Below are 14,451 nucleotides of genomic sequence, written 5' to 3'. Positions count from 1 at the left end.
CCACCGGCAACACCGGTGACATGACGGTCGCGCAGCTGCGCGAGTGGCTGCGCAACTGGATTGCCGACGCAACCGGGCAACCGGTCGGTCAGATCACCGACGACCGCCCGATGGAAGAGTTCGGTCTGTCGTCTCGCGACGCCGTCGCGCTGAGTGGCGAGATCGAGGAATTGGTCGGCGTCACGCTCACCGCGACGGTCGCCTACCAGCACCCCACCATCGCGTCGCTGGCCACCCGCATCATCGAGGGCGAACCCGAGCAGCTCGACGACTCGGCGGACGCCGCGTACTACGCGTCGGTGCCGACGTCGGACGCGCACGACATCGCGATCGTGGGCCTGGCCTCGCGCTTTCCCGGCGCGGGAAAGACTCCTGCCGAGATGTGGCAGATGCTCGCGGAGGGCCGCGACGGCATCTCCGACCTGCCCGAGGGCCGCTGGGAGGAGTTCACCTCCGACCCGCAGATCAAGGCCGCCGTCGAGAAGGCCAACACGCAGGCCGGCTACCTCGACGACGTGAAGACCTTCGACGCGGAGTTCTTCGCGATGTCCCCGCTGGAGGTCGCGAACGTCGACCCGCAGCAGCGCCTCGCGATGGAACTGACGTGGGAAGCCCTCGAGCATGCCCGCATCCCGGCCAGCGAACTCAAGGGTGAGCAGGTCGGTGTGTTCATCGGCAGCTCGGCCAACGACTACCAGCTGCTCGCGGTCAGCGACCCCGTCCACGCGCACCCGTATGCGCTGACCGGTACGTCGACGTCCATCGTCGCCAACCGGGTGTCCTACTTCTACGACTTCCGCGGACCGTCCATCGCCCTCGACACGGCCTGCTCGTCGTCGCTCGTAGCGGTGCACCAGGCGGTGCGCTCGTTGCGGTCCGGTGAGTCGGATCTAGCGCTCGCCGGCGGCGTCAACATGCTCGTCGCGCCGCCCGCCACGCTGGGCTTCGACCAGCTGGGTGTGATGGCCCCCAACGGCCGCATCAAGGCATTCTCCTCCGACGCCGACGGCATGATCCGCGCCGAGGGCGGCGGCCTCGTCGTCCTCAAGCGTCTCGAGGACGCCGAGCGTGACGGCGACGAGATCCTCGCGGTCATCGCCGGTAGCGCGGTCAACCAGGACGGCCGCTCCAACGGGCTTGCGGCCCCGAACCCCGACGCGCAGGCCGACGTCCTGCGCTACGCCTACCGCGACGCGGGCATCAACCCGGCCGGCGTCGACTACATCGAGGCGCACGGCACCGGCACCATCCTCGGCGATCCCATCGAGGCCGACGCACTCGGACGCGTCGTCGGTCGTGGACGCGCCGACGACAAGCCCGCGCTGCTCGGCTCGGCCAAGACCAACTTCGGTCACCTCGAGGCCGCCGCAGGCGCCGCTGGCCTGATCAAGGTCGTGCTGTCGATGCGGGAAGACACCCTGCCGCCGACGCTGAACTTCGCCGGACCCAATCCGTACATCGCGTTCGACAAGGCGCACCTGCAGGTCATTCCCGAGGGTGCGGCGTGGCCGCGCTACACGGGCACGGCCGTCGCCGGTGTGTCCGGGTTCGGTTTCGGTGGCACCAACGCGCACGTCGTCGTGCGGGAGTACACCGGACCTGCCGTGGACGAAGCGGCCGAGCCTGTCGACACCGTCGTTCCCGCCGAGGAAGCGGTGGTCGAGACCGTAGAGGCTGTCGAGCCGACGGTTGTGCTCCCGGTGTCGGGTGCGTTGCCGTCGCGTCGTCGTCGTGCCGCCGCGGATCTGGCCGACTGGCTGGAGACCGAAGAGGGCAGCACCACTCCGCTCGCCGATGTCGCGCGCTCTCTGGCCCGCCGCAACCACGGCCGCTCGCGTGCCGTCGTCCTGGCGAAGACTCGCTCCGAGGCCGTCACCGGACTGCGCGCCATCGCCGCCGGGAAGCCCGGGCAGGGTGTGTTCTCGGCGGATTCGCCGTCGTCGAAGGGCGCCGTCTGGGTTCTGTCGGGCTTCGGTTCGCAGCACCGCAAGATGGCCAAGCAGCTCTACCTGGAGAACCCGGTCTTCGCCGCGGCCATCGACGAGGTCGACGCGCTGATCGAGGACGAGGCCGGCTACTCCATGAAGGAGAAGTTCCTCGACGACGCGATCGACTACGACGTCGAGACCTCGCAGGTCGGCATCTTCACCATCCAGATCGGGCTGGCGGCCCTGCTGCGTCACCACGGCGCCGAGCCCGAGGCCGTGGTCGGACACTCGATGGGTGAGGCTGCCGCCGCATACATCTCGGGTGGTCTGCCGCTCGAGGACGCGGTGCGGGTGATCTGCGCCCGGTCCCGCCTCATGGGTGAGGCCGAGGCCACGCTCGAGGGCGACGACATCCGTCTGATGGCGCTCGTCGAGTACAGCGCGGCCGAGATCGAGACCGTTCTCACCGACTTCCCGCACCTCGAGGTCTGCGTGTACGCGGCCCCGACGCACACCGTGATCGGTGGCCCCGAGCCCGAGGTCAACGCCATCGTCGCGCGCGCCGAGGGCGAGGAGAAGATGGCCCGCGTCCTCAAGACGAAGGGCGCCAGCCACACCTCCCAGGTCGATCCGCTGCTGGGCGAGCTGGCCGCGGAATTGGCGGGCATCGAGCCGACCAAGCTGAAGCTGGGCGTGTACTCGTCGGTCGACCAGGACACGTACTACCGCGCCGGCCACGAGCCGATTCACCGCGAGGAGTACTGGACCAAGGGTCTGCGCCACAGCGTGTACTTCACCAACGCCGTCCGCCTCGCCGTGGGCAGCGGGCACACCACGTTCGTGGAGTTGGCGCCCAACCCGGTGGCACTGATGTCCGTGGCCGCCACCGCATTCGACGCCGGTCTGCACGACATGCAGCTCATCCAGACGCTCAAGCGCAAGGAGGACGAGCCGCTCGGTGTCCTCGCCGCGCTCGCGCAGCTGTACGTGCACGGGCACGCCGTCGACCTGTCGTCGCTGCTCCCCGAGGGCGACTTCGCGTCCGTTCCGCGCACCGCATGGATCCGCAAGCCGTACTGGGTGGAGACCCGGATCGATTCCAGCGGCAACACCCGTGTCCCGGGTGCGCACGTGTCGCTGCCCGACGGCCGCCACGTGTGGGAGGTCCAGGCCGGCGCGGTCACCGACCTGCCTGCACTGGTCACCGCCGCCGCGTCGCAGGTGCTGTCGGACGTGACGCTCGCCGCATCCGTTCTGCACGCCCACGCGCCGGCGGAGGGAACGCTCACCACGACGCTCAACCCGCATCCGGGTGGCGCGTCGCTGCAGGTACACGCGAAGAGCGGCCCGCGCTTCACGCTGCTGTTCGACGCCGCCGTCGCGTCCGGCGAGGCTCTGCCCGAGCCCGTCGTCGCGGCCCCGGTGCAGTCGACCTCCCCGGTGGAGGAGCTGCCCGAGGTCGTCGAGGACATCGGTGAGAGGTGGGACCCGAACGGTTCGCAGACGCTCGAAGACCGTCTCGCGCTGATCGTCGCCGAGTCCATGGGCTACGCCCCGGAAGACCTGCCCGCCGAGATCCCGCTCATCGAGCTGGGCCTCGATTCGCTGATGGCCGTCCGCATCAAGAACCGCGTCGAGTACGAGTTCGACATCCCGCAGCTGCAGCTGCAAGCCGTCAAGGATGCGAACCTCATGGAGGTCGCCAAGTACCTGCGTTACGCGGTCGAGAACCGCGAAGAGGTGCAGGCGCTGGCAGACAAGCAGAAGGCCGAGAAGGAAGCGGAGGAGGCCGCGGAGGCCGACCGTGACTCCGAGGCCGCGGAGGCCGACCGTGACTCCGAGGCCGCGGAGGCCGACCGTGACTCCGAGGCCGCGGAGGCCGACCGTGACTCCGAGGCGGCAGAGGCCGACCGTGACTCCGAGGGCGCCGTGTCCCCGCTCGACGCCGAGGACACGTCCGTGGAGGCCGAGGCCGAGGCGATCCTCGCGGCCACCCCGGTCCAGGAGACGGTCGCAGCCCCCGAGGCAGCCGCCGTGGACGGCAAGGAAGCGGTCGCCGACGCGACCGGTTCCGATGTTCCGCCGCGCGACGCCGCCGAGCGTCTGACGTTCGCCACGTGGGCCGTCGTCACCGGCGAGTCCGCCAAGGGCATCTTCAATACGCTGCCGATCCTGAACGACGAGACGGCCGAGAAGCTGGCGGTCCGGTTGTCGGAACGCGCGAACGGTGAGATCACGTTCGACGACGTCCTCGACTCCACCACCATCGAGGAACTCGCCAACGTGGTGCGCGGATTCCTCGAGGATTCCGGCAAGATCGACGGGCTGGTCCGCGCGCTGCGGCCCCGCCCGGAAGGATCCGACGCCGTCCCCGTGTTCGTGTTCCACCCGGCCGGTGGTTCGACCGTCGCGTACGAGCCGCTGCTGAAGCGTCTGCCCGCGGGCACGCCGATGTACGGGTTCGAGCGCACCGAGGGGCCGATCGAGGTCCGGGCGGCCGAGTACCTGCCGTTGATTCGCGAGATCCAGGGTGACGGACCGTACGTGCTGTACGGCTGGTCGCTGGGCGGTGTGCTGGCCTACGCGGTGGCGAAGCTGCTGCGCGAGTCGGGCGCGGACGTTCGGATCGTGGGCCTGATCGACACGGTCATGGCCGGTGAGAAGGTCGAGGACACCCCGGACGAGATTCGCAAGCGCTGGCAGCGGTACGCCGCGTTCGCGAAGAAGACGTACAACGTGGACTACCCGCTGCCGTACGACAAGCTCGCTGCGGCGGAGAGCGACGAAGAGCAGATCAAGATCCTCACGGAACTGCTCAAGCTGAGTGGCACCAAGATTCCGGGCGGAATCATCGAGCACCAGCGCACGTCGTGGCTCGACAACCGGGCCATCCAGACCGCCGAGATCGAGCAGTACGACGGCGACGTCGTCCTGTACATGGCCGACCGCTACCACGACGACGTGATGAACCTGGAGCCCGCGTTCAAGACCCGGAAGCCGGACGGCGGCTGGGGCGAGGCGGTGAAGAACCTGGAGATCATCCATGTGGGCGGCGATCACATCCAGATCGTCGACGAGCCGTACATCTCGAAGGTCGGTGCCGACCTCACCAAGAAGCTGGCGGCGATCCAGGCCGCCGGAACCGGAGCACATCAGTGACCACGACAACCGCAGAGAAGCTTGCCGAACTGCGCGAAAAGCTCGAAACGGCAAAGGAACCCGCGGGCGAACAGGCGATCGCCAAGCGCGCGAAGAAGGGCATTCCGAGCGCGCGCGAACGCATCGACATGCTGCTCGACCCGGGAAGTTTCATCGAGGTCGGCGGCCTGATGCGCCAGCCCGGTGATCCCAACGCCCTGTACAGCGACGGCGTCGTCACCGGCCACGGGACCGTCGAGGGACGCCCCGTCGCGGTGTTCTCCCACGATCAGACCGTGTTCGGTGGATCCGTCGGCGAGATGTTCGGCCGCAAGGTCGCCGCGATCATGGAGTTCGCCGCCAAGATCGGCTGCCCCTGCGTCGGCATCAACGACTCCGGTGGAGCCCGGGTGCAGGACGCCGTGACGTCGCTGGCCTGGTACGCGGAGCTCGGCCGTCGGCAGGAGCCGCTGTCGGGGATGTGCCCGCAGATCTCGATGATCCTCGGCAAGTGCGCGGGCGGTGCGGTGTACGCGCCGATCAACACCGACGTCCTGGTGGCTACCGAGGAGTCGTACATGTTCGTCACCGGACCCGACGTGGTCCGGAAGATCACCGGCGAGGACGTCAGCCTCGAGGAACTCGGTGGCGCCCGGAACCAGGCCCAGTACGGCAACCTGCATCACGTGGCGGCCGACGAGAAGGCCGCGTTCGAGTGGGTGCGCAAGTACCTCAGCTTCCTGCCGTCGAGTTGCATGGAGAAGCCGCCGGTGGTCAACCCGGGTCTCGAACCGGAGATCACGGACTCCGACCGCGACCTCGACACGTTCATCCCGGACGCCGACAACGCCGGTTACGACATGCACGACATCCTGCTGCGGATCTTCGACGACGGCGAGTTCCACGAGATCGGCGGGCAGGTTGCGCTGAACATCATCACCGGCTTCGCTCGCGTGGACGGGCGCACCGTCGGGGTGATCGCGAACCAGCCGCTGGTCGCGGCGGGTGCGCTGGACGCTCAGGCCTCGGACAAGGCCGCGCATTTCATCCGCATCTGCGACGCCTTCGACATCCCGCTGGTGTTCGCCGTCGACACGCCCGGGTTTCTTCCCGGTCTCGAGCAGGAACGGATCGGCGTCATCAAGCGCGGTGGCCGGTTCATCTTCGCGTTCGTGACGGCGACCGTCCCGAAGGTGACCGTCGTGATCCGCAAGGCGTACGGCGGCGCGTACGCCGTCATGGGCTCGAAGCAGTTGGGCGCCGACATCAACTTTGCATGGCCGACCGCCCGCATCGCGGTGATGGGCGCGGAGGGTGCTGTCGACCTCATCGGGCGTAGGCAGATCGAGGCCGCGGGCGAGAACGCTCCCGCCGTCCGCCGGCAGCTGATCAACTTCTACAACGAGAACATCGCGACGCCGTACATCGCGGCGGAGCGTGGCTACATCGACGCCGTCATCGAGCCCGCCACCACCCGGCTCGAGATCCGTAAGGCGCTGACGATGCTGCGTGACAAGAAGGTGCAGCGCAACCCGCGCAAGCATGACTTGATGCCTCTCTGATTCGCTGCCACCCGCTCGCCCGATGTCGCACAGTCTGATTGCACCACTGTGACATCGGGCGCGGCAGGGGCTCATGCCGACCGCAGCTTCGGTTCGGTGTGGACGAACACCGGCGGCCGGGGGCGTGACGCCGCCAGCGTCTGCGCCGCACGGAGATCCGCGAGCACCGTCGCCGGGTCGGCCTGTATCTGCTTCGGCAAGTGCGTCACGACGATGATTCCCTCGCGCTGCATCCGCGCCCGCCGCCTCATCGTCGCCTCGTGGAGTTCGGGCGAGAAGTGGTACTTCAGCGAGTCGATCTCCCAGGCGACGGCCACGTCGTCCAGCCAGCCGTCGGGACGGGCGATCCACAGCCCGGCGGCGGACAGCACGTCCACGTTGTGCCGCATCGGCGCAAGACCGCTCGTCGCATACACCTTCTGCGCGTGAACCTCGGCGACGGAATGCGCGTCTTCGCTCAGTTCGCGCAGGACCGCCCGGGGCAGGCGGCTCCCGCGGTCGCTGCCCTGCGCGAGTTCGCGCACCAGTTCGTCGACGGTCACGTCGCCGCGCTGGATGCCGCCGGCGAGGAGCGCCCGACAGCTGTCCGCCTGGGGCGTGCGACGTCCCGCGTCCAGGAGGCTGCGCGCCGGGGGAGCGAGCCGCAGGAGCCCCCGGTGGACGGGTGCGGGCATGCGCCACGTCCGCTCGACCTTCACGTACGACCAGTCCCGGCGATGCCGGGTGGACGGGATGAGCAGCAGCACGTCGTTACGGGACGCCGGCGAGGTGTAGCCGTATGCGGCGAGGGCGGCGTGACCCGACAGCAGCGCGTCCGGACCGCCGTATTCGAGCGCCGCCAGATTGCGCTGCAGCGTCGTCGGCGGCCCGTTGTGCAGCAGGACCACGCCGGGGAGGATCCGCTGCCAGGGACCGCCGTCGGTGCAGCGTGCGGAGATGGTGCCCTTCGCGACCCCCAGCCGCTCCAGGGTGGCCGCCCGGACCACACCGTCGCGGCTGACGGCGGCTATCGCAGAGAGATCTTCGGCCCAGGTTCCTCGTCGCATGGGTCCGAGCATGCCGTGGGCGAATCGGACCGGCGCCCGAAAGCCCACGTCGGAAATTGCCCTGTGGATGGACGGAAGGTTGTGGACAACTCCGCGGGCCGCGCAAGCAAGCTGGGCCTACGGGCTGCTGTACACCCGCAGGGTGCCCGGCTTCCACAGTCCGGACCGGGTGGCGGTCTCGGTGTCGACCGTGGCCGCGGTGGCGTCCGGGTAGTACCGGTTGAAGCGCTCGAGGGAGCCCCAGTCGCGACCCCAGTCGTCCCGCATGTAGGTGGGGATGGCGGTGGCGCTGGCGAGCAGTTCGGTGAAGCCGAGGGGGCCACCGTTCTCCGGGGACTGCCAGGTGTCGGTGGAGCTGACGGCCAGCGGGCGGTCAGGGAGGATGCGGTAGTTCGGCATCTCCGCGACACCGTACTGGTGGTCGAACGGGCGCTGGCACGGGAACTGCAGTCCGACGGCCCAGTCCAGCAGCACCGGCTGCGAGCTGCCGATCGTCGAGTTGAGGGTCTCGAGCTTCGGAACCCGCGGCGGGGTGAAGGCCAGCCACTGGTCGCCGGTGAGGTTGGGGTCGTTGGCGACGATCCGCACGGAGTCGGCGTCGGGGGACAGTTCGCTGATCGGGACGCGCAGGTTGCGCCAGGACGGTGCGGGCCCGATGTCCTTGGGCAGGTAGGTGCCCTGGGCCTGGACGGTGCCGTCGGGCTGACGCTTGCCGTATTCGAGGAGCAGCGACTGACCGTAGGTGAGGGCGCCGGTCGAGTCGACCGACCAGATGCGGCCCGCGGCGGACATGACGATCAGCGGGGTGTCGTCGCTGCGCTCGGGGAGTGCATACCAGCTGGACGACAGCGTCGCCGGTTCCTGCACGCCTTCCTGGTAGCTGCCCATGACGGGTGTGGTGCCGGGGTCGAGTCCGAACGGAAGCTTGGCGGTGCTTCCGTTGACGCCGACGTTTCCGGTGCCACCGCTGGTTCCGGCGCTCGATCCGGTCTCGAAGGTGGGCCCGACGCTCTGGTTGTCGGTGTTGCCCATGCCCTGCTTGACCTCGACGTAGTCGGCGGTCAGGTCGGACGGCACGCCGTTGGGGGAGAAGCCGACGGGATCGGCTCCGCCGAGCGGGTCGGCGGGGTTCGCCAGCGGCTGCGCGGGATCGTTGATGGGTGTGAGGTTTCCGCCGTTGGTGTCGCCTTCGACGAGGACGTCCTCGGCGAGTCCGCACGTCTGCCCGGTGAGGGAGTCGAAGTTCGACCGTGCCAGGGAGTACGCCGGGTACTGGGAGACGGCGCCCTTCAGGAGCGAGAGGACTTCGAACAGCACCATGATGCCGGCGACGACGGTGAGCGGGGCGGCCGCGAATTTCCTGATCCGCCTGCCCTTCTCGGTGTTGGCGCGGGCGGGTGGCGCGGCGAATCCCTCACGCAGGTACTGCCAGGCGGCCAGTGCGACGGCCAGCCCGAACAGGACGAGGAAGAACGTGTTGGACTGGCGGCCGCCGATGGAGACGGCCTTGTCGAACCACGGCACGCCGTAGCTCGAGACGTACCAGTAGCCGTTGATGCCCGCGAACGTCAGGGCCAGCATCAGCAGCAGGCCGGCGAGGAAGATCGTGCGGTTGCGGCGCGACCGCAGCGCGGACGCCGACACGGCGACGGCGGTGAGTGCGGCCAGGGAGCCGGCGATGCCCGCGTACGCCCCGAAGTGGTGGGTCCACTTGGTGGGGTTGAACATCATGAAGAAGATCGTGCCGAACACGACACCGAGCAGACGCCACGACGGGCCGGTGGCGGCACCGGGAATCCGCTTGCGGCGCAGCAGGATGAACAGCGTCGTCAGCAGGCACAGGATCATCGTCAGGAACGCGAAGCGGCGAGCCACCGAACCGTCGACGGTCGGGACGAAGAGGTAGTAGTAGCGCAGGAAGTCCTTGTACCACTCGAGGTTCGGGCCGATCAGGGTGCGGACCCGGGTGGCCTCCATCACCGCGGCGACCGTCTGGTCGGCGAACACGACCACCAGGACGATCGTGCCCGCGGCCACGATCGGAGCCAGCAGCGGCAGCGTCCCCACCTGGCGGTGGCGCTTGACGACGATCCGGACGAGCGGGCGGGCGCCGGCGAGCAGGGCGGCCACACACATCAGTCCCGTCGGGGCGGCCGCGAGAGTGAACGCGCCGATCAGGACGGCGACAGCCGCGGGGAGAAGACGTCCGGTCGCGATGGAACGCTCGATGGAGCACCACGTGAGCAGGGCGCCGAGCGCCACGATGGGCTCGGGCCGCAGGCCGTTGTTGTAGGGCAGCCAGAACGCGAGGAAGACTAGTCCGCCGGTCCACAGTGCGACCTTGTTGCGCCGGACGGACCGGCCGAGGCGGGGAGCGACCTCCCGGCTGATCACCATCCAGCACAGGATGCCGGCGATGAGGGCGGGCAGTCGCATGAACGGGCTGGCCGTCGAGATCTTGGCCATCGCGGCCAGCACGTCGTAGTACCAGCCGAACGGCGCCTCGGGGACACCGAACCAGCGGAAGTAGTTGGCCATGTAGCCGGCGTGGTCGGAGACCCGGGCCATGGTGAGCAGGTAGCCGTCGTCGGACGTATTGGCGCCGATGAAGTGCCACAGCACCAGCGTGCCCACGACGATCGTGTCGAGTCCGGTGAACTTCCACCAGTGCGACGGCAGGAAGTTGCGGTGCCCGCGCCCGTCCGTGCCGTCGAGGCGGCCGAGGGCGACCAGCGCGATGGCCGTGGCGAGGAGGGCCACGATCATGGCGACGAGCTTGATCAGCGTGGGGCTCGACGAGAACCGGGAGTCCACGTTCATCGTGAACGACAGGCCCGCCGGCGCCGCCCCGTCGCGGAGGTCGCTGAACACGCCCACCACCTGCGGGCGGAGGTCGCCGGTGAGGGAACCGGCGATCGGGTCACCGGTCGGAGTGGTCAGACCCACGAACTCGGCGGACGTCGCGTCGATGTTCGACGTGATGCGGATCTCGGTGCAGGCGCCCGACTGCACCTGTGCGCGCGGTGCCGTCGCGATGGTGACGTTGCGGTCGAGCACGTCGACGGACTTGTCCGACACCCGCACGAACATCGCATTCAGTGCCGCACCCTCGCCCTGCGCGGGGGCGGTGGCCAGCAGGATTCCGCCCTGCGGGGGGAGCCCGGCCACCGCGGAACACGGGATCGCCGCCGACAGGTCGACCGGGACCTGCGACATCAGCGGTGCCTCGAGGTCGCCGACGACGCCGTTCTCCGGCCAGTTCACCGCAGCGGTGGTCTGCTGCACCGGCATGAACGGAGTTGCCACTGCCAGCACGAACCCGATGAGGCCGGTGACGACGGCGATCAGGCGAGCGGTCCGGTACTCACTCCGCCGGTCCTGGCGAGCAGGCGGCGAAGTGGATTCGGGATCGGAGACGGAAGTTGTCAGAGCGTCGGGCACGGTTGTCGATGGTATGTCAGGAACCTGAGTAGGCATATTGCCGCCTACCAGAGGGTAGGGGCACTTCTAGTAGTAACGCACCGGTCCGGCCGACCAGGTACCCGACCTGGTCACCTGTTCGGATTCGACCTGCGCGGGCGTCGCCGACTCGTCGAGCGGTGTGTACCGCTCGAGCGAGCCCCAGTCGCGGTCCCAGTCGTTCGACAGGTAGGTGGCCAGGGTGCTCGCCGACAGCAGCTGGTCGGTCCAGCCCAGTGGGCCGCCGCCGAACTTGTCCTGCCAGGCATTCGTGGACTCGGCGCCGATGCGGTCGGGGAGCACACGCCACTGCGGGACCTCGGCGACGCCGTAGCGGTGGTCGAAGGGGCGCTGGCAGGGGAACGCGAGGCCGACGGCCCAGTCGAGGAGCACGGGGTCGCTGGAGCCGACGACGGTCTGCAGAGTCTGCATCGTCGGCACCCGGGGCGGCGTGACCGCCAGCCACTGGCCGGGGTCGGTGTCCGGGTCGTCCGCGACGAGCCGGACCGTATTCGCCTCGGCGGGCAACTGGTCGAGCGGCACGCGCAGGTTGCGCCACGACGGGGACGGCCCGATGTCGATCGGGTCGACGGTGCCGAGCGCGGTGACGGACCCGTCGGGGCCGGTGACCCCGTACTCGACCTTCAGGCTCTGGCCGGGGGTGACGACGCCGTCCGCGTCGACCGACCGGATGCGTCCGGCGGCCGAGATGGTGAGGATCGGTGCGTCGTCGCTGCGGTCGGGCAGCCCGTACCAGCCGGTGGTGAGGGAGGCGGGTTTCTGCTCCCCGCCCTGCTGGTAGCTGCCGAGAACCGGGGTTCGGGCGGGATCGAGGCCGAACGGCAGCGTCACGGTGCTGCCGTTGACTCCGGCGGTGGCCTCGGTGCCGCCGCCGGTGCCGGAGCTGGTGCCCGTCGTCGTCTCGTCGGTCTCGGTGTCGACGGTGTTGGCGCCGCCGGTGGCGATCTTCTCGGAGTCGGCGGTGAGGTCGTCGGCGATGCCGTTGGGGGTGAAGCCCTCCGCGGAGGTCGTGCCGAATGCGCCTGCGCCGTTCGGGTCGGTGACCGGGGTGAGCGGCTGCAGCAGGGCGGCGGTGGGGTCGGTCTCGACGAGGACCTCGTCGGCGAGCGCGCACGAGTTGCCGGTCACCGACTCGATGTTGGCCTTCGCGATGGAGTAGCCGGGGTACTGCGCGACGGCCCCCCTCAGCAGTGACAGCACCTCGAACAGGACGACGGCACCGGCCGCGACGGTCAGCGGCGACGGCGCGAGCATCCGGGCACGCTTGCCGTTGGGCTTCTTGCCGCTCTCGTACGGTTCGCGGACGTGGTACCAGGCGGCGAGGAGCAGCGTGAGCACCGTGAGGCCCAGGAACAGTGTGGAGAAGCCCTTGCCCGCGATCATCGGCGGCTTGTCCCACCACGGGACGCCGTAGCTGGACACGTACCACCAGCCGTTGGAGCTGGTGAACGCAACCGCGAGGATGAACAGGACACCCGCGGCGAACAGGGTGCGGTTCCGTTTGGAGCGGATGCTCGCGGCCCCCACCCCGACCGCGGCGAGCACCGCGACCGAGCCGGCGAGACCCGCGTACACACCGAAGTGGTGCGTCCACTTGGTGGGCGTGAACATCATCAGCAGCAGTGACGCGAACACGATGCCGAGGATGCGGCGGGACGGTCCGATCGCGGTTCCGGGCACCTTCCCCTTGCGCAGGATCAGCATCACGCAGACCACGACGCACAGCAGCATCACGAACACGCCGAATCGGCGGGCCAGCGAGCCGTCGGGCGAGATCCCCATGAGCGAATCCCAGCGCAGCCGCTCGTCGAACCACGCCACGTTGGGGCCGAGGGCGGTGCGGACGCGCGTCGACTCGAGCACCGTCGCCAGTGTCTGATCCGCGAAGACGGCGACCATCACGACTGTTCCCGCGGCGAGGATCGGCAGGATCTGGGACGCGAATCCCACCCGGTGGCCCCGTGTGATCACGATCTGCAGGATCGGCCGCGCACCCGCGATCAGGGCGGCGATACAGATCAGGCCGGACGGTCCGGCCGCGAGGGAGAACGCGGCGATGAGCACGGCGACGGCACCGGGGAGTAGTCGTCCGGTGGCGATGGCGCGCTCGATCGAACACCACGTGAGGAGGGCGCCGAGCGCGATCACCGGTTCGGGGCGCAGCCCGTTGTCGTACGGCAACCAGAACGCCAGGAAGACCAGTCCGCCGGTCCAGAGGGCAGTTCTGTTGCGGCGCACGGCCACCCCGAGGCGGGGAATGACCTCCCGGCTGATCACCATCCAGCAGAGCAGCGCGGCGAGGAGCGTCGGCAGCCGCATCCACATGCTCGCGGTGCTCACCTTCGCCAGCGCCGCGAGGAGTTCGTACGACCACCCGAACGGCGCCTCGGGGACGCCGAACCAGCGGAAGTAGTTGGCCATGTAGCCGGAATGCTCCGACACCCGCGCCATGCCGAGGAGGTAGCCGTCGTCGGACGTGTTGGCGCCGACCACGTGCCACAGCAGCAGCGTCCCGATCACGACGGCGTCGACACCGGTGAACTTCCACCAGTTCGCGGGCAGGAAGCGGCGGGCGCGGCGGCCGTCGATGCCGTCCACGCGGTGCAACGCGTACAGCGACGTCAGCGTCGCGAGGACGCACACGATCATCGCCAGCAGTTTGAGCAGGGTGGGGCTGGACGAGAATCGGGAGTCGGGGTGGACGTGCACGTTCAAACCTGCCGGCGCCGCCCCCTGCAGGTCGGTGAACAGGCCGACCATCTGCGGACGCTGATCGCCCTCGACGGAACCGGCGAGTGGTTCGGCGGTGCCCGTGATCTCGGCCGACGTCCGCCGGTGGTCGGACGTGACGGTGAGGGCGGTGCAGCCCTGGAGATCCGCGGCGTCTGCCGAGATCAGGGAGATGCCGCGAATCGTGACATCGACCGTGCCGCCGGCGCCTCCCTTCACGACGAGGCCGTTCTTCTCGAAGTCGGGCGCCCGATTCGGGAGCGTGGAGACGACGGTGCCGCCGTCGGGTCCGAGTTGCGTGAACACCGTGCAGGGCACGTTCACCTGCATGTCCAGCGGCGTGTACGAGACCAGCGGCGCCTCGACGCTGTTCAGGGTGCCGTCCTGCGGCCAGTCGATCGTCGCGGCGTCCTGCTTCACCGGCAGGAACGGGGTGGCCAGCGCGAGCACGAACCCGATCAGGCCGGTGACGATCGCGATGAGCCGGGAAGTGCGGATGGTCCGAAGGTCAGGCAGCGGGGGTTGGGACGGCACAGAACGATGTTAGGCGATTGTGGCTCCGCCACC

The 14,451-nt window shown here is 69.2% G+C and carries 5 protein-coding genes; 2 read left to right on the top strand and 3 right to left on the bottom strand.

Annotated elements, in window-relative coordinates; genetic code table 11:
• Positions 1–20: 20 nt before the first annotated feature.
• Both pks13 and ACFVJ3_RS23975 read left to right on the top strand, forming a co-directional pair.
• Entirely contained in the window at positions 21–5,087 is a 5,067-nt protein-coding gene (pks13, locus tag ACFVJ3_RS23980; RefSeq protein WP_378454519.1) for a polyketide synthase Pks13, read from the top strand.
• A complete protein-coding gene (locus ACFVJ3_RS23975; RefSeq protein WP_005248832.1) occupies positions 5,084–6,628 on the top strand; it encodes an acyl-CoA carboxylase subunit beta in 1,545 nt (514 codons plus the stop codon). The genes pks13 and ACFVJ3_RS23975 overlap by 4 nt, the downstream gene beginning before the upstream one ends.
• A gap of 71 nt (positions 6,629–6,699) precedes the next feature.
• Here the strand turns inward: ACFVJ3_RS23975 and ACFVJ3_RS23970 are convergent, their stop codons facing one another.
• The 3 genes from ACFVJ3_RS23970 to ACFVJ3_RS23960 form a co-directional block, all read right to left on the bottom strand.
• Complete coding sequence (locus ACFVJ3_RS23970; RefSeq protein ID WP_378454415.1) at positions 6,700–7,674, bottom strand: hypothetical protein; 975 nt, start codon at positions 7,672–7,674, stop codon at positions 6,700–6,702.
• Between the two features lie 117 nt (positions 7,675–7,791).
• Positions 7,792–11,115, bottom strand: coding sequence for an arabinosyltransferase domain-containing protein (locus ACFVJ3_RS23965; RefSeq protein WP_378454414.1), 3,324 nt, complete (start codon positions 11,113–11,115; stop codon positions 7,792–7,794).
• Positions 11,116–11,181: 66 nt separating this feature from the next.
• On the bottom strand, positions 11,182–14,418 hold the full coding sequence (locus tag ACFVJ3_RS23960; RefSeq protein ID WP_378454413.1) for an arabinosyltransferase domain-containing protein: 3,237 nt from the start codon (positions 14,416–14,418) through the stop codon (positions 11,182–11,184).
• Positions 14,419–14,451 lie beyond the last annotated feature (33 nt).

The organism is Rhodococcus sp. NPDC127593 (assembly GCF_042671975.1).
In the GTDB taxonomy this organism is placed as follows: Bacteria; Actinomycetota; Actinomycetes; order Mycobacteriales; family Mycobacteriaceae; genus Rhodococcus_F.
The sequence above is the reverse complement of the archived record's forward strand: the minus strand, read 5'-3'. Positions and strand labels throughout refer to the sequence as shown.